Annotated in this window: 19 protein-coding genes and 1 pseudogene; 5 read left to right on the forward strand and 15 right to left on the reverse strand. The window is 39.2% G+C overall.

Annotated elements, in window-relative coordinates; translation table 11 throughout:
* Positions 1 to 7: 7 nt before the first annotated feature.
* On the reverse strand, positions 8 to 1,828 hold the full coding sequence (lepA, locus tag LQ50_RS01020; RefSeq protein ID WP_034625091.1) for a translation elongation factor 4: 1,821 nt from the start codon (positions 1,826 to 1,828) through the stop codon (positions 8 to 10).
* A 217-nt stretch (positions 1,829 to 2,045) separates the two neighbouring features.
* Between lepA and LQ50_RS01025 the strand changes: the two genes are divergently transcribed.
* Positions 2,046 to 2,300 carry a hypothetical protein gene (locus tag LQ50_RS01025; RefSeq protein ID WP_034625092.1) on the forward strand — a complete coding sequence of 85 codons (255 nt, stop codon included), beginning with the start codon at positions 2,046 to 2,048 and terminating at the stop codon, positions 2,298 to 2,300.
* An 82-nt stretch (positions 2,301 to 2,382) separates the two neighbouring features.
* Here the strand turns inward: LQ50_RS01025 and LQ50_RS01030 are convergent, their stop codons facing one another.
* From LQ50_RS01030 to gpr, 3 genes and pseudogenes are all read right to left on the reverse strand, one after another.
* Positions 2,383 to 2,712, reverse strand: a complete 330-nt coding sequence (locus tag LQ50_RS01030) for a DUF3679 domain-containing protein (protein ID WP_034625094.1) — start codon at positions 2,710 to 2,712, stop codon at positions 2,383 to 2,385.
* A 14-nt stretch (positions 2,713 to 2,726) separates the two neighbouring features.
* Positions 2,727 to 3,892 (reverse strand): annotated as a pseudogene (locus LQ50_RS01035) (stage II sporulation protein P).
* 405 nt (positions 3,893 to 4,297) lie between these two features.
* Complete coding sequence (gpr, locus tag LQ50_RS01040) at positions 4,298 to 5,419, reverse strand: GPR endopeptidase (RefSeq protein WP_034625095.1); 1,122 nt, start codon at positions 5,417 to 5,419, stop codon at positions 4,298 to 4,300.
* Positions 5,420 to 5,638: 219 nt separating this feature from the next.
* On the opposite strand from gpr, the gene rpsT reads away from it, so the two are divergent.
* Positions 5,639 to 5,905 carry a 30S ribosomal protein S20 gene (rpsT, locus tag LQ50_RS01045; protein ID WP_034625096.1) on the forward strand — a complete coding sequence of 89 codons (267 nt, stop codon included), beginning with the start codon at positions 5,639 to 5,641 and terminating at the stop codon, positions 5,903 to 5,905.
* Between the two features lie 46 nt (positions 5,906 to 5,951).
* On the opposite strand, the gene holA is transcribed toward rpsT, so the two are convergent.
* The gene (gene holA / locus LQ50_RS01050; protein WP_034625098.1) at positions 5,952 to 6,980 is read right to left on the reverse strand and encodes a DNA polymerase III subunit delta; all 1,029 of its coding nucleotides are present in this window, start codon (positions 6,978 to 6,980) and stop codon (positions 5,952 to 5,954) included.
* 395 nt (positions 6,981 to 7,375) lie between these two features.
* Between holA and LQ50_RS24585 the strand changes: the two genes are divergently transcribed.
* Positions 7,376 to 7,510: a YqzM family protein gene (locus tag LQ50_RS24585; RefSeq protein WP_034625099.1), complete on the forward strand. Its 135-nt coding sequence runs from the start codon at positions 7,376 to 7,378 to the stop codon at positions 7,508 to 7,510.
* Positions 7,511 to 7,597: 87 nt separating this feature from the next.
* On the opposite strand, the gene LQ50_RS01060 is transcribed toward LQ50_RS24585, so the two are convergent.
* From LQ50_RS01060 to LQ50_RS01070, 3 genes are all read right to left on the reverse strand, one after another.
* A complete protein-coding gene (locus LQ50_RS01060; protein WP_052144509.1) occupies positions 7,598 to 9,841 on the reverse strand; it encodes a DNA internalization-related competence protein ComEC/Rec2 in 2,244 nt (747 codons plus the stop codon).
* Positions 9,842 to 9,918: 77 nt separating this feature from the next.
* Entirely contained in the window at positions 9,919 to 10,497 is a 579-nt protein-coding gene (locus tag LQ50_RS01065) for a ComE operon protein 2 (RefSeq protein WP_034625100.1), read from the reverse strand.
* A 71-nt stretch (positions 10,498 to 10,568) separates the two neighbouring features.
* Positions 10,569 to 11,177, reverse strand: a complete 609-nt coding sequence (locus LQ50_RS01070) for a helix-hairpin-helix domain-containing protein (RefSeq protein WP_034625102.1) — start codon at positions 11,175 to 11,177, stop codon at positions 10,569 to 10,571.
* Between the two features lie 68 nt (positions 11,178 to 11,245).
* On the opposite strand from LQ50_RS01070, the gene LQ50_RS01075 reads away from it, so the two are divergent.
* Positions 11,246 to 11,503 (forward strand): DUF2533 family protein, encoded by a 258-nt coding sequence (locus LQ50_RS01075; protein WP_034625103.1) that lies wholly within the window; start codon positions 11,246 to 11,248, stop codon positions 11,501 to 11,503.
* A gap of 69 nt (positions 11,504 to 11,572) precedes the next feature.
* Complete coding sequence (gene comER / locus LQ50_RS01080) at positions 11,573 to 12,397, forward strand: late competence protein ComER (protein WP_034625105.1); 825 nt, start codon at positions 11,573 to 11,575, stop codon at positions 12,395 to 12,397.
* A gap of 51 nt (positions 12,398 to 12,448) precedes the next feature.
* Here comER and LQ50_RS01085 read toward each other — a convergent pair whose 3' ends face one another.
* From LQ50_RS01085 to aroE, 7 genes are read right to left on the reverse strand one after another with little or no spacing between them, the layout of a single operon-like run.
* Complete coding sequence (locus LQ50_RS01085) at positions 12,449 to 13,204, reverse strand: class I SAM-dependent DNA methyltransferase (protein WP_034625106.1); 756 nt, start codon at positions 13,202 to 13,204, stop codon at positions 12,449 to 12,451.
* Positions 13,205 to 13,222: 18 nt separating this feature from the next.
* On the reverse strand, positions 13,223 to 14,080 hold the full coding sequence (locus LQ50_RS01090; protein WP_052144510.1) for a CvfB family protein: 858 nt from the start codon (positions 14,078 to 14,080) through the stop codon (positions 13,223 to 13,225).
* Entirely contained in the window at positions 14,080 to 14,433 is a 354-nt protein-coding gene (gene rsfS / locus LQ50_RS01095; protein WP_034625110.1) for a ribosome silencing factor, read from the reverse strand. The genes LQ50_RS01090 and rsfS overlap by 1 nt, the downstream gene beginning before the upstream one ends.
* Positions 14,433 to 15,002, reverse strand: a complete 570-nt coding sequence (gene yqeK / locus LQ50_RS01100; protein WP_034625112.1) for a bis(5'-nucleosyl)-tetraphosphatase (symmetrical) YqeK — start codon at positions 15,000 to 15,002, stop codon at positions 14,433 to 14,435. Before yqeK ends, rsfS begins: the two co-directional genes overlap by 1 nt.
* Positions 14,956 to 15,570 (reverse strand): nicotinate-nucleotide adenylyltransferase, encoded by a 615-nt coding sequence (locus tag LQ50_RS01105; RefSeq protein WP_034625114.1) that lies wholly within the window; start codon positions 15,568 to 15,570, stop codon positions 14,956 to 14,958. Before LQ50_RS01105 ends, yqeK begins: the two co-directional genes overlap by 47 nt.
* 23 nt (positions 15,571 to 15,593) lie before the next feature.
* A complete protein-coding gene (gene yhbY, locus LQ50_RS01110; RefSeq protein WP_034625116.1) occupies positions 15,594 to 15,887 on the reverse strand; it encodes a ribosome assembly RNA-binding protein YhbY in 294 nt (97 codons plus the stop codon).
* On the reverse strand, positions 15,881 to 16,726 hold the full coding sequence (gene aroE, locus LQ50_RS01115; RefSeq protein ID WP_034625118.1) for a shikimate dehydrogenase: 846 nt from the start codon (positions 16,724 to 16,726) through the stop codon (positions 15,881 to 15,883). Before aroE ends, yhbY begins: the two co-directional genes overlap by 7 nt.
* Between the last annotated feature and the right edge of the window lie 2 nt (positions 16,727 to 16,728).

The following is a 16,728-nucleotide window of genomic DNA, read 5'->3' on the forward strand; positions in this document are numbered from 1 at the left end:
TTGTTTGTTAATCATCCATTCGAAGAACAGCCATAAACGCTTCTTGTGGTACTTCAACGTTCCCAACTGATTTCATCCGCTTTTTACCTTCTTTTTGCTTCTCAAGTAGCTTACGTTTACGAGAGATATCTCCACCGTAACACTTTGCAAGTACATTTTTACGAATGGCTTTAATTGTTGAACGAGCAATAATTTTTTGACCAATACTCGCTTGAACTGGCACTTCAAATTGTTGTCGAGGGATTAATTCTTTTAATTTTTCCACAATGATTTTCCCACGTTCATAGGCAAAGTCACGATGAACGATGACAGATAAAGCATCCACTGTTTCGCCATTTAAAAGAATGTCCATTTTCACAAGTCTAGATGATTTATATCCAATTAACTCATAATCAAATGATGCATAGCCTTTTGTATTTGATTTTAATTGGTCAAAGAAATCATAAACGATCTCTGATAATGGGATTTCATATACAATTTGTACACGATTTGCATCAAGATACTGCATATCAATGAAAATCCCACGCTTACCTTGGCAAAGTTCCATGACAGATCCGACGAAATCATTAGGTACCATAATTTGTGCTTTTACATAAGGCTCTTCAACATCATCAATTTTTTGCGCATCCGGCATGTTTGATGGGTTATCAATTCTTATTTCTTCCCCATTTGTTGTTTTCACTCGGTAAATAACACTTGGAGCTGTCGTAATTAACGTAATTCCAAATTCACGCTCAATTCGCTCTTGAATGATTTCCATATGAAGCAAACCTAAAAAACCACAGCGGAAACCAAAACCTAATGCTTGTGATGTTTCCGGCTCATATTGCAACGAGGCATCATTTAATTCAAGACGCTCTAACGCTTCTCGTAAATCATTGTATTCATTGGTATCAATTGGATACAATCCACAATACACCATCGGGTTCATACGACGGTAACCAGGTAATGGTTCCGGTGCAGGATTTGTAGCGCTTGTAATCGTATCACCAACACGCGTATCTCCTACATTTTTAATTGCTGCTGATAAGAACCCAACATCCCCAACTGTCAGTTCATCGCGTTTTTCCGCCTTAGGTGTAAATACACCAATCTCATTTACCTCAAACTCTTTCCCTGTTGCCATCATCTTAATTTTTTGACCAGGTTTAACCGTACCTTCAACAATACGGATGTATGCAACCACTCCACGATAGGAATCATAAAGGGAGTCAAATATAAGTGCTTTTAACGGTGCTTCAGGATCTCCAGTAGGTGCAGGAACCTTTTCTACGACTTGCTCTAAAATCTCTTCAATCCCAATTCCGTTCTTCGCCGAAGCAAGTACGGCATCAGAAGTATCCAATCCAATAACATCTTCAACCTCTTGCTTCACTCGATCTGGTTCAGCACTAGGCAAGTCAATTTTGTTAATAACTGGGAGAATCTCCAAGTCATTATCTAACGCTAAATACACATTCGCAAGCGTCTGTGCTTCAATTCCTTGAGCTGCATCTACAATAAGTAGAGCCCCTTCACAGGCAGCTAAGCTTCTTGACACTTCATAAGTAAAATCGACGTGTCCTGGTGTATCAATTAAATGAAAAATATATTCCTCGCCGTCTTTCGCTTTGTATGTTAGCTGAACAGCGTTAAGTTTAATTGTAATCCCGCGCTCTCTCTCCAAATCCATCGCATCGAGCGTTTGCTCTTTCATTTCACGTTCAGTTAGTGCTCCCGTTTTCTCTAAAATACGGTCAGCAAGCGTCGACTTCCCGTGGTCAATATGGGCGATGATCGAAAAATTCCTTATCTTCACCTGACGTGCTAGCCTTTGTTCTTTGTTCATGACATGATCACTCCTACATTCTCGTACAAGTACACTATTTTTGATTATACCAATCGTTTAAGACTCAGGCAACAAAACTTCGAATCAATTCACCAACTTATAATTGAGAATCCCAAAATTGGGCTCTGTAATCAAGTAAATTCACTTTACCAGCTATCTCAATTAGGTTGTATTTGCATACTTTGAAAGTATCTTCTTAGAAAAGGTGGGGTTTTTTATGTTATTTTTGGGCGGACCTTTCACTGGGGTATCATTCGGAGGAGGTACAGAGTCTCCGGGGGCAGAAGTAGGCTATGGTACAGCCGCTGCACCAGCATCAAAGTACTATGGTGTAGGCGTTGATTATGCCGATCCTGTAACAGCGTATGAATACGGAATACCAACATCGGAGTACCCAACTTCTACAACAGAAGACGAGTTTGCATTCGTTGTTGTCTTATTTATCCTTCTAGTAACCAACGGATTAACTTGACCCTACAACTAGTACTATCTATTATTTGCAAAAGAAAGGGGGCGCCATAAAGGTCTGTACCTTTTATGGCGCCCTCTCATCCTTAACCATTTAAAACATCATCGACAAATGACATAATTTGTGACATAACCGCGCGACTTATTGAATTTAGTCCACTAGCTAGATGATTTCCAAGATCGGAGAAGAAATTAAATCTTCCCACCTCTTCTACCGTCTTTCTTTTCTCTACTAATTCGTTAGTTGTTGTTTGGTGTTCCACTTCCTTTGCTGTAGAGCTGGTTTCATCCTGTTCTATCTGGAGTGGAATAGGTTGTGTGATCTCAAGCTCCTCGTTCATTAATTGCACTCCAAATAGTGCACCGAGTAATAGAAGTAATCCAATCAAAGAAATCCTCACCATCAATTTCTTCATGTCTCTCCTCCTAATCACTCAGTACTTGTTGCTTCGTTCTCAAAGTAGAACTCTGTAAACACTTCCGCGACCGCTTCTGCTGACCTGTATGTTTCATCCAAACTATTGTAAATTCCACCCATTTCAATTAAGACTGAGTTAGTAGATAGATCTTGATTAAATTTACCGTTAGTCCGTGGCCCATCCTTAAAGATTACACCCCTGCTTAACCCTGGGTACTTTTCTTCTAGTAAATCATGGAGTTTTTTAGCTAGTTGCATATTTTGTTCGTAATTCCCATGATTCCCACCAATAACGAAAACTGTGCGAGCAAATTCCACACCATTAATTGTAACAGTCGTCTTATCCCTAGGAATTGTATCCCTGTGTAAATCAAAGAAAAACTTTAAACTCGCGTTGTTATCCATTGCTTCCTTCACAAATTCACGAGAAGCATCATAGGATTGTGCATACTGCCAACCTCTATCCACCAAATTTTCTTGTACATCTCTTTCCTCAACCTCTACTCCAATCCCTCTTTTTTCAAGTTCTTGCGCTAACTTTTCGCCGACTAATGTTATATTAATTTGTCTATGAAATGCTTCATTTGGAACATCTGTCTCTAATTCAGGAAGAAATGATTCTGTATTATGAGAGTGTATAATATGAACCACTTTCTCACCATTTGTGTGCCTTGCGATTGCTCTGCTTCTTTTTCCATTTCTTCTAATTGAGCCAAACTTTCCTGCGTTGCTTCCCTCTCAGCCATAATCACATCCATTGGCGGTGCCGACTCAACAGGAAGTGTTGTATAATCCATTCCTTCCCCTGCAACGATAATTTGGCCGTCAAATAAGGCGAAACCAGGTAGCTCCCTCCCTAGTAAACTTCTAGGGTCGTCCGGGTTAATACTCGTCGCCACTTGAAAGGCGATATTGGACAAACTAGGTGGTTCACTATCCTCTGGCAAAGATTGAGTAAATAATTTATTTTCCATGCCTAAGACATGTACAAAATCCTCACCCCTAATATTGTTCGCCCATTCATGTACTTGATTAGAGGCTAATCCATATCCAGGCTCAAACGACGTTAACATTCCAGTAAAAATAAACAAAGCCATTATGCCAATGATGGTCATAGTAATTAACCGCTTTAGGCTCGTCCGGTTAATTGTAAAACTACGAAAGTGATTTCTTTTCATAAAGCCCATCCCTTCTCCTTGTGTAGATAGCTTGTACATACGGATATGAGTCATTGCTGCAATGTAAAGGAGCTTCTACACCACTACTATGTGAAATGATGAGGGGTTAGAACAAAAAATAGAAAAAGGTGCCCAAAAGTCTTTTTTGACCTTTTAGGGCACCTCCTTGTATGAAGTAGATGATCTTAAGAATTATGCCAGATAAACTTGTTTCCTTTCTGTTTTATATGGGGAGGACGTGTTCTCCACATGTTCGTTTCATTGCGCTACCCCTGTTTGCGATGGCTTCTCTCGCCGTGCGCTTTCCTGCAAGTTCACTCAAAAAGCTTAAAACCTTTACGGCGGCTCCGCTCATCGCATCGAGAGACCAGAAAAGGGGAAGACCGCCCCTTTTCTGGTCTCTCTCTAGTGCGTATATGCTCCTACATTTTCTTGATTTATTTTTTGGTGCAGGGCTGCATTTAGTCCTGCTGCGATGACATTAGCCATGTCGTCAATAAAGACATCCACTTCTTTTGGTGTGACCATTAGATTATGGCCAAGAGGAGCAAGAACTTCTTGGATTAGCTGGCGTTTTTCATTATCAGGTAAATTTCCGACCATCCCCATAATCGTTGAGCGTTTTTGCTCATCCGGTAGATCCTCATCTGTCAGTTTCCTTTTTTCACCAAAGGTCATTCCCGCAGGAGCAAGAGACCGAGATGGTGCGTTGCCTTCTTTCATCTCTTTCCCAAAATGCTTAAGTACATAGTCAATCGTGTCACTCGTAATCGATACAGCATCAACAACAGTAGGAATACCAACAGCAATAACGGGAATTCCTAAAGCTTCTTTGCTGAGTTCCTTCCTTTTGTTTCCAACACCACTCCCCGGATGAATTCCTGTATCTGAAATTTGAATGGTGGAATTGACCCTTTCAATGGAGCGCGAAGCAAGGGCATCTATAGCAATGACAAAATCTGGTTTCGTCTTTTCAATGATGCCGTAAATGACATCGCTTGTTTCGATCCCGGTTAACCCCATAACACCAGGTGTAATCGCGCTCACTGAACGGAATCCATCTTGAACTTGTTCAGGAGCTAAATTGAACAGATGACTTGTCACTAGTAAGTTTTCTACTGCAATTGGACCTAAAGCATCTGGTGTGACATTCCAATTCCCAAGACCAACAACAAGGCACTTATCCGATTCCTTAATGCCGATATCTTTTAAAAAAGCAGAAAAAGAATTGGCAAAGACGCGTTCCATATTTTCCTGTATTTCCGTATCCTTTTTTCGAATGCCTAGTGATTCGAATGTTAAATAATTTCCTGCTTTTTTTCCTAACCTTTTCGCACCGACTTCATCAATAATGACTCGTGTAATCGTAACTCCATCTACTGTCTCTTCGTTTATCTGAACCCCATTGACTTCTTTTGGGGGCATTCCTTTTGCTGCTTTCTCTTCTTGTTCTAACACCATTTGGTGAGCTTCCACTGCTAAATCTGTACGGATTTGATATTGATCAAGATTTAATTCTTCACTCATTTGGATCACACTCCTAGTATAGACTCTCTCGTGAATGTAGTGTCCCCCTCTCTCATGTTTTCATTCTTCTATTGCAATCATGCGTTGTTTTTGGTACAATGCAATTTGTTGTATGAATGATGCGAAACGTGTCAACGTACCTTAAAAAAGAAGAGAAACCGTTCATAAATAGATGGACTGGGATCAAACCTGAACAACATGTATTAGGAGGTGAATAATATGCCAAATATTAAATCTGCGATCAAACGTGTGAAAACAGCTGACAAGCGTCGTGCTCAAAACATGTCTGTAAAATCTGCTCTACGTACTGCAATCAAAAACTTTGAAGCAAAAGTAGAAGCTGGTGATGTTGAAGTAGCGAAAGCAGCTTTCACTGAAGCTACTAAAAAGCTTGATAAAGCAGCTAACAAAGGTCTTATTCATAAAAATGCAGCATCTCGTCAAAAGTCACGTCTTGCGAAGAAGCTTAACGGACTTTCTGCATAATGGCTAAAGCACACGAATTTAATTCGTGTGCTTTTTTCATGTAATTTTAATTGGCATGTATACTGGCCAATTTCATTAATAACAGTTCGACTGCTAAAACCTTCTCCATTTTCCCTGATTTTATGGCATAATCTGTATCAGCAGCCGCTTCAAGTAATTGAAGAAGTTTTTGATCATCAAACTTATTCATTTGTTGGCTTGCCAATTTAACGACATATGGATGAAGCTTTAATTGCATGGCTATTTGTTTCTGCGAATAGCTTCTCCGACTCATTTCCTTAACTTGATAGTATATTCGTAACTGCCTAGCAATTAAAGCCAATAATTTTAACGGTTCTTCTTTTTGCTTTAACAAGTCATGATAAATCGACAATGCTTGATCAAGCCTTTGTTTTACTGCAAACTCAATTAATGCAAATACATCTTGTTCTAGTGAGCGAGCGACAAGTAGATCAACAACCTCAGCATTGACCTGCCCATTTTCCCCTACATATAAGGCAAGCTTTTCCATTTCCGATGCAAGGAGCAACAACTTCGGCCCGACTCGTTCTAACAAATGATTTTTTCCATCTGATGTAAATTGAAATCCTTTTGCCGTGGCTTGATCATCAAGCCACTCACTAAGCATGCGATCATCAAAAGGAAGGCATTCCACTAATGTTGTCTTTTGTTTGAGCGCTTTCGTAATTTTTTTACGTTCATCTAACTTTTCGTAAGGTGCGAGCAAAATCACAATAGCTTCTGGTGACGGCTGTTCTATGTATTGTTGAATCCGCAAAACGTCATGCTCTAATTTTGAATCCGGCTTTTGCGTGGAAACCAAGGAGAAATCTTTTATGATAACGACTTTTTTCCCACCGAAAAAAGGAAAGGTTTCCGCCTCTTCTACAGCCAGGTCAAGCAATGTATCTTGAAGACTAAATGTGATTACATTGGGGTCATCTTGAGCACCAACGGTTTGTTTGATAATTTGATACACTAGATCTTCCATCAAAAAGGTCTGAGTACCATACATAAAATAAACGGATTTGATGTTCCCATTCAGAATTTCTTTTCTTATTTTTAAATACGACATATACATTCCTCATTTTTGCTTGACTATTTCCCGACAATTTCGGGAATCCTATTGCTTGTCCTCTTTTTAGGATAGACAATCCTTGTCCATATGACAAGAAAAATGAGAAAGGGGTCTAGCCCGAAAATGCCAGACCCCCATTTATGATAAACGCCGTAAGATAAGAACCCGGGACCCCTTACTTACGGCGATAACCATGACCGCCTTGCACTATTTATAATATCCTATGCGAACCAAAAGTATAGGTGACAACTCTTTACAGACGAACCAATCTATTTGAAATATTTTTTACAATTTTTTGAAACATTTCTTTTTTGTTAATTAGGCATATAAACAACCTAGCATTTTTTTAGCCTATCCCGTATACTTGAATTTGAAGTAAGGAGGAATGCCAGATGCATTTTGAAAAAGAAGTACAATGCAAACGTAATGACGCAATTGATTCTGCTGTTGGATTTATCATTCCTTTCGGTTTCTTTGCAACCATTTTTATCATCGCTTCAATCGTAGATGTATTTAGTGGTTTTTAAGAAAAGATGGTCTAACAGATGAAAGAGGGATGCTACGTGTGACAGGAAGGTTCTCACCTTTTCTTTACGCTAGATCCCTCTTTCTTCTTACTCTCTTTTTACCGAACGTACCTCTACTTCTCCATCCTTGAGTAACAACTGGACCGCTCCATTTAAGTCGCTTCGCCAAATGATAACTCGCTGTTCCTCTAGTCTTGATATCACATCAGGATGCGGGTGGCCAAAACGGTTATTACGTCCAGCTGACACGAAAGCTGCCTTGGGCTTCAGTTGTTCTAGAAAAGGCTCCGTCGTCGACGTTCTGCTGCCATGATGACCAATTTTCAAAATATCCACTTCGAGTTCCGGGTATGAGTTGACCAGCCTCCTCTCCCCTTCTTCTTCCAGATCCCCAGTAAACAGAATGGATATCCCCTCCAAGTTTGCAAGAAGGACAATCGACCTTGCATTTAAATCAGATTCTGTTCCAATTGGAGATAATACCGTAAACGAAGCCTCCCCTTCATTCCATCCCATTCCTTCATGAAGAAAATGAATCTTTGCTCCATTTTTGTGTAGAATTTCCAGCAATTCATGCTCAAATTCTCCCTCTACGGGCCCTTTGCCATATAATACTTCTTTTACCTTTATACTTTGGATCAAAGCTTGCGAACCCCCTATATGATCAAGGTGACCATGCGTTAATATTAATCGATCAATTTTTCTAATCCCTTGTGCCTTTAACGTCGGAACAACAATATCAGCTCCTACATCAAACGACTTCCGTCTCTTTCTCCACTCCTCATTCATAAAAGAGATTGTCCCACCAGTGTCAATTAAGTAAATGGCCTCCCGATAAGGAAGCTCTAGAAGAAAGCTGTCCCCTTGTCCTACATCAATCATCGTCACTTTTGCTTTTGAATCCACATAGGGAAGGGACAGTTGAATGAAAATAATGAAACTTAATCCTAACAATGGTACTCTCCACCACAACTTCCCGCCTCTTTCCCAATTTAGAAATCCAGTGATTATACTTACATAGAGAAGGACCATTATTATTGTTGATGGTTTTCCTAAGATAAGAGTCGCCCATTTTAATCCTGCTGCTTTCATTAGAAATTGATGAACTAATGGAAGAGTGTTCTCTAAAATAATAAGTGGCACATTAAGGCTTGTAGGTAGAACAAAAGACAACAGAAAAGAGATAAAAGTGAACGGAAGGACAATCAGTGAAATAAATGGAATGTAAATTAGATTTAACGGAAGACTCAAAATAGGTATTTCATACATATGGAGAAGAATAATTGGAAAGGAAACCACTTGAGATATAAGTGTGATCGCTAGAATCCTTGATCCCGCGTGATGATATCGCTCCATAACAGTGGGTGCTGATAAAATAAGAGCAAAGGAGACTAAAAATGATAATTGAAACCCTAGCTTGAAAATAATAAACGGATTGAAGAAAACATAACCTAAATACACAATGACAATTCCAAAAAGAGGTGGAATTCTTAATTTCATACGCAAAAATAAAAGAATCATCATTGACATAAGCGTCGCTCGAACAACAGAAGGAGCCGCACCAGCGATCAAACTATAAATAGGTAGCATGATAAGCAGTACTTCCATGGCCCTCTCCCTAGTGATGCCCATTCGAATCAACAAATAAAAACTAGCCGCTACAATCATTCCTACATGCAACCCTGAAACAGCAAGTAAATGAATAACACCTAATCGTTGATAAGCCTCTAACAACTCCCCTTCCATCATGACTCTTTCTCCAAAGATTAGCGCACTCATCATACCACCAAAATCTGAACTCAACTTCTGTTCAATATTTTGAAGTTGATACTGACGCCACTGTTGCAGCTTCATTAAATATCCTTGCTTATTGGTATTGATACATTGGATGGCTGCCCGATGAGGTCTTAAAATCCAATAAATATTTTGCTCGAGTAAAAAACGCTTATAATCAAATTGTCCAAAATTTGTTGGAGGCAATGGCTCAGATAGAGTGCCACTAATTTTACAAGAATCACCGATGACTATTGATTTCATTCGCTGTTGCTCAAGTTCATCATAAAGATAAGCTTGGATTTGAATGATTTCATTCGTATTGCTTACAAGACGCATAGACAACGAATCACCATCTATGACAGGAATTGTTTGAACAATACCGTAAATCGTCTGATCACCAGCTGCAAAAACTGTTCCTTGTTGATTCATTGTATTTATGCCTACGAAATAATAAATGAGAAAAGTAGAAGTGAAAACTAGAAGCTTCAGCTTGAAGAAAGGACGATGGAGTAGACAAAAAAGGAGAAAAGCAGTGAGGATGAGTAAATATGGCATACTTACTCCTCTTAAAGCTAAATAAAGACCAAGAGTCGCAACGATCGGGAGAAGAGAAAAAAGGGGGAAAATCGGTTTCACCCCCTAAAGAAGCTTTGTGTAAACAACGAATTCGCTTGATCACGTAACCCTTGTAAATCTTCTGCAGCAAAGCCTGCTTGGTCTAATTTATCCAATAAGTCAGCTGTGAATTTCATTTTATCAAGATGATGCTGATCTAAGCTTACCTCATCTAACTCAACTTGTACGACATGAATCCCAGCTTCTCTAAACATCTCTTCTGCATAAGGGTGATTTTTATAATCCTTAGCATAATACACACTCTTGATGCCAGCCTGGATGATCGCTTTTGAACAATGCACACAAGGAAAATGAGTCACATAAATCTCAGATCCCTCTGTCGGCACACCAAATTTAGCACATTGAAGAAGAGCGTTTACCTCTGCATGTATTGTGCGAATACAATGATTATCTACAACATAGCAACCCTCATCTATACAATGAGCTCCACCTGAGACAGAACCATTGTAGCCACCTGCAATTATTCGTTTTTCTCTTACAATCGTTGCACCTACCATTAGTCGGGTACAGGTGCTTCTTAATGCTAATAAATGACTTTGAGCCATAAAATATTGATCCCAAGAAATTCTTTGCACGTTTCATCCTCCTCGCCTTCATATGTTTAGTTTAGGAAAAAGGTGTAGCAACGTCAACGTCTTATCGAATATTATCGAAATATAAGGAATTCTTGAAGCTTTTCAATTGATTTGGGACCAATTCCTGATACTTGCACAAGGTCGTCTATGCCTTTAAACGGTCCATGCTCCTCTCGATACGTAATAATCGCTGCAGCCTTAGAGGGACCTATCCCTGGAAGCTGTTCGAGTTCGACGGCGGTGGCATCGTTAATGCTAATCTTCCCATCCCTTTCCTCCACCGCACTAGAAGCCAATTCTAAAACTTCCTCCTCTCCTTCTGCCGGAACATAAATCAACATCTCATCGTGCAGCAATTGAGCAAGATTGATGTTTAATTCATTTGCATCACTTGAAAATCCCCCAGCAATCTCAATTGCATCAAAGATTCGCGATCCTACTTCTAACTCATAGACCCCCGGACTTCTAATGGACCCTTTGACATCCACCATAAGGCTTGTCTTACTCTCACTGTCTCCAGACTCTGGTTCATCAGAATGATGTTTCACTTGATATTCATTCCAATCAATCATAACTTCTTCTTCTTTAGGATTGATTAAATGCAGAAACAATACTAAACTGACTAATAGTATGATTGCACCAATTGCACCAAAAGGTTTGAGACGAGCTAAATTTTTCAAATTTGATCATACCTTTCCATTTTAATAGTTGAACAATACAACAATGATTAGTAAGGAGACGATTTTCAATGACCGTACATTTACAAATTGCAGAACAAGTAAAAAAACACCGCGAAGCACAAAAACAATTCCTAGCTTTAGATGCTCAAAGAGAACGAGCAATTGAGGCTGTACTTGAGTTAGCCAAATCAAATAAAACAATACAAACAACAGAGATTAACGAGATCACAAAACAGATGAATCAAATTGCTATGCAGTTTCAATTCCCGCCTCGAAAGCTTGTCACCCCTGAAATGGTTACTAATTATATAAATGAAAGATATTGAAGGCATAACATCCCTTTCCCGTACATACGTTTAGTCATAACGAGATAATCGTATAAAGGAGGGGCTATCTTGAAAATTGGAGTAATTGGAACAGGTAGTATGGGGACGATTTTACTTGAATCATTCATAGAATCTGGTGCCATTTCTCCGCACCAATTTGTCATAACGAATCGAAATAGAGAAAAAGCTCAAGTATTAAAAGAGCACTTTCCCGACATCCACATTGGACGTGACGCGATAACGACAGCCAAACAGTCTGATGTCATCTTTTTATGCACAAAGCCATTGCAAATGCCAGGTGTGTTGCGCGAAATTGCTCATGTATGTCATCAAGACAAATTATTAATTTCTATTACTAGCCCAATTTCAGTTGAACAATTAGAAGAAATGGTTGATTGTAAAGTCGCTCGTGCCATTCCAAGCATTTTGAACAGAGCCTTAACAGGGCCTTCTCTCCTAAGCTTCGGTAAGAGGTGTCAGGCAGAAGATTGCACATTTGTAACAAACTTAATGTCATCGATTTCTGAGCCTTTAGTGATCGACGAGAACATCACACGGGTCTCTTCTGACATCGTCAGTTGCGGTCCTGCCTTTTTTAGCTATATCATGCAACAATTTGTTGATGCGGCCGTTAGACAAACGGATATAACTCAGAAAGATGCCACAACTCTTGCTACAAATATGATGATTGGAATGGGAAAATTATTAGAAAAAGGACATTTCACCTTACCTACGCTTCAAAAGCGCGTCTGCGTCCCTGGAGGAATTACTGGGGAAGGAATAAAAGTATTAGAGTCTGAGATCGGACCGATGTTTGATCACTTGTTCCAGCAAACCCATGCGAAGTATTATGAAGATCAAGAATTAATCTCTGAATCCTTCTCGAAAAAATAAGAAACAGGAAGAGCAAATTTGCTCTTCCTGTTTCTTATTCGTTATTCTTTTTTAAAATCCTTTACTTTTTTTCCGCGCACAAAAGAAAATTCGTTCACTATTATTGGATGGCGTTTCAGTAGTAAAGTCAGCTTGTATGGTTATATCACAAAACCCGACTTCTGCTAACCATTGTCTATACTGTTCAATCGGGTAAGTTCGTTGTTTATGTAATTCAAGCATCCGTTCATAATAGTTTTGCTCATTTTGGACAAAAAAAGTCAATTCATGTTCAACACTATTCGGATGCTCACCTTGAAACGAAGTCCAAATGTAGGCAATCTCACCGGCGTCTTCTGCGAATGTATGGCCAATAAAGCCTTCTTCTATTTTCGAAACCGAATGCACATCAAATAACAAAACGGCATCCTCTTTCAATTGCTCATACAAGCTTTGAAACGTGTCAAGAACGTCTTGTTCGGACTCTAAATAGTTGAGGGAATCACAGAAGACCGTAACAACATCAAACTCACCTAAAGCCTCTAAGCTTGTCATCGATTGCTGAATTAATAACGGGGAGAAATCAGCTTTCTCACATTTCTCTTTTGCAATAGCTAGCATTTCAGCCGATAAATCAACCCCCACTACTTCGGCACCCTCCGCATTTAGCCTAACCAATAGTTCCCCCGTACCACAACCAACATCAAGAACACGAATGCCTACGAGATTTGATTTATTCAATTGTCTCTGCATATAATCGATCCATTTGTCATAAGGTGCTTCCGCCATTAATGTATCGTACAGAGCAGCAAACGCTTGATAATTCATACGATCTCTTTTCTCCTTTTATGACTTCTTTATATGCGTCCAACCATCTCGTTGTTCAATTTTCTTTTCTTTCATTAACTTTCCAAGAGCACGTTTAAATTTCGCCTTACTGATGGAAAAGCGTAATTCTATATCTTCCGGCGGCGTTTTATCCCAATAAGGCATCGATCCACCTCGTTCTTGCAAGAATGCATAAATACGCTCTGCATCTTCTTCTTGTTGTTCAGAGCGAAGTGGATTCATAGTGACATTAAGTCGACCATCTTCTCGAACAAATTGTACCCGAGCGGTAATATACTCTCCGTATCTTGGTATACCATTCATTTCATCATTATGAAGAAAAGCAATATACCTTTCATCCGTCAATAGAAGAGCGCCTTCATCAAGAAAATGATACACGTGCCCACTTACTTCTTTGTTCATCATTTCTTTTGGAGCTTTAATTGCTGTTTTTTCAACAGGCTCTCCTTTTACAAGCTTTGCCATTAAGCGACCTCTTTTATCCCATGTCAATGAGAGAGGAAGTTTATCTCCAGGCTTAGGCCATTGCTCGCGGTCATATGGGAGCTCGTCCATGGATAAAAACAAATCCCTCGAAATTCCATTATGAAAGAAAACACCATGACCCGTTTTTACTTCAACGGCCTCTAACCACTCAACTTCACCCAACTGTAAAATAGGCTTTTCCATCGTAGCCGCTAATCGTCCTTGATGATCATGATACAAGAAGACATCAAGCGTATCTCCTATTTCAATTCCTTCTTTCGCTTCACGCTCATGAAGAAGAATATCCGATGAACCGTCACTTAAAAAGTAACCAAAATTCGCTTTCCGAATAACCTCCAACTTCACGTTATAACCTGGCTTCAATTCCATTAGCCTAATACTCCTTCTAATTCAACTACAGGAGCATCTCCCCATAATTTTTCCAAGTTATAATACACTCGCTCATCTTTATGAAAGACATGGACAACAACATCTCCTAAATCAATAAGAACCCATCTTGCTTGGTCGAACCCTTCTAACCGTTTAATTTCAATCCCTTGTTCCTGCACTACTTTTTTTAACTCATGCGCAATAGCTTGCACTTGCTTATCTGAATTTCCGTGGCAAATAACAAAATAGTCAGCAATAAGTGAAACACCTTGCATATTTAATGCAACAATATTTTCTCCTCTTTTATCATCAATCGCCTTTACTGCAAGTGATAAAGTTTCATTCACTAACATCACTTCTCCTTTTTTGTATTAATTAATTGATTGTACGTAGCCAGGGTACCTGGGTACACACGATGTCTTCGTTTCATTAGAAATCCAATGGTATTCTCAAGCGCTTGGATTATCGCATTATCTAGACTAACTTTTGCAAGCTCTCGAACTTCGTTGACCCCATTAAATCGTCGACCTGGTTCAATATAATCAGCTAAAAAAATGACTTTTTCCAACAGCGTCATATTAGGCCTTCCTGTTGTATGATAGTAGATTGCATCGAGTATTTCTTGGTCATCAATTCCCACTTCATCCTTAACGAAATAAGCTCCACATGGTGCATGCAGTAACTCATCTCCATAGTCTAGAAAGGATTTATCTACTAGTTTTTCCTGAACAATCTTTTTCATTTCTTCTTTATCACGAAATTTAGCATAATCATGAAAAATAGCAGCTAGCTCTGCTTTTTCGGGGTCTGCCCCGTAGCGGTTAGCAAGATCAACAGAAGTCTCTACTACTCCTAGTGTATGTGAGAACCGATGATCAGTGAGATGAAGTTTTACGATGGCCAAGGCTTGTTCTTTGTTCATATAGTTTCCTCTCTTTCACCAATACTTCCACACGCTCCGGCACCAAATAGGTAATAGGTTTTCCTTCTTGCACCCTCTTACGAATCGCAGTGGATGAAATATCTACTTGTGCCATTTCTAAAAGTCGAACGTGTTTAGAGTAAGAAGTTGTATCGACAGAAGAACCGGGACGCTTGACACCTATAAATGTAATTAACTCCAATAATTCATCGATTTTTTCCCATTTAGGCAAATACTCAATCATATCTCCACCAATTAAGAAGGAAAATTCATAAGCTGGATATAATTGTGTTAATTGTCTAATTGTATCGATTGTATAGGAAGGACCTTCTCTTTCTAACTCAATCGTATTCACATAGAATTGTTCATGATCATCCGTAGCCCCTACAAGCATATCCAATCGGTCTTGATTTGAAGCAAGGTCATCGCTTTCTTTATGCGGAGGAACATTAACCGGAATAAACCAAATTTCGTCTAACCCAAATTCAACTAATACTTCTTGAGCGAATAATAAATGCCCTAAATGAGGAGGGTTAAATGTCCCTCCAAATAATCCAATTTTCTTCATCATTTCACTCTCCTGCTCTTTACTTAAGAAGGGAGAACTAATTCCTTGTTTTCTCGAGATTCCTTATAGAGGACAATTGTATTCCCAATCACCTGAACAAGCTCTGCTCCTGTTTGTGTAACTAGGCTTTCTACGACGTCATCTTTCTCTTCCTCACAATTTTGCAAAATGCTAATCTTCAAAAGCTCTCTTGCTTCTAAAGCTTCCTCAATTTGTTTGCTCATGTTCTCATTTACCCCACCTTTTCCTACTTGAAAGATTGGGTTTAAATGATGAGCCTTTGAACGTAAAAACCGTTTTTGTTTACCAGTTAACATGTTGTTCCTCCTAATTGTTCCAGTACTATTTTCCTCATTCGATATCTATCCGGTGTTAATCCCGTCCAGTGCTCGAATGATAGTGCAGCTTGATTGACAAACATTCCAATGCCATTTATTGTTTTGGCCCCTTGATTTTTCGCCACTTGTAATAATTTCGTTTCTAACGGGTTATAGATTAGATCACTAACTACAGCTTCTTGCTTTAATTGAGATAAGTCAATGGGGATTTCTTCTATGTTTGGACTCATTCCGACTGAAGTCGTATTAATAATGACATCATACTCTTTTAACGCTTTTTCTGCTTGTGCACGATCAAGTGCTAAAGAAGAAGTATTCAATGACTTTGCCAAATGCACAATTGGTTCGACTTTTTCAATTGTTCGATTTGTAACAGAAAGATGTCCAATGCCGTGCAGCATTAGGGCAGTAGCTACTCCTCTTGCAGCCCCTCCTGCTCCAATCAGTAAAAACCGTTTTTCTTTTATTTCTTCCTTTAGTTCCTCAAACAACGATTGAACAAACCCACGACCGTCTGTATTGTACCCAATTAATTTCCCATTTTGATTAACGATCGTGTTGACAGCCCCTATGATACGTGCTTCTTCATCAATTTCATCCAAATAGTCCATAACAGCGATTTTATGCGGAACGGTGACATTACAACCAACAATTTGGAGTGCTCTAATTCCAGAAACAGCCTCTTTAACGAATTCAGGCTGGACATCAAAAGCATGATACGTTGCCTTCATTCCAATTTGAGCAAATGCATCATTATGAATGTTTGGAGACATTGAATGCCCTACCGGATGACCTAACAAACCAAAGACTTTCCCCACCT

It is taken from the genome of Halalkalibacter okhensis (genome assembly GCF_000787375.1).
Classification (GTDB): domain Bacteria; phylum Bacillota; class Bacilli; order Bacillales; family Bacillaceae_D; genus Halalkalibacter; species Halalkalibacter okhensis.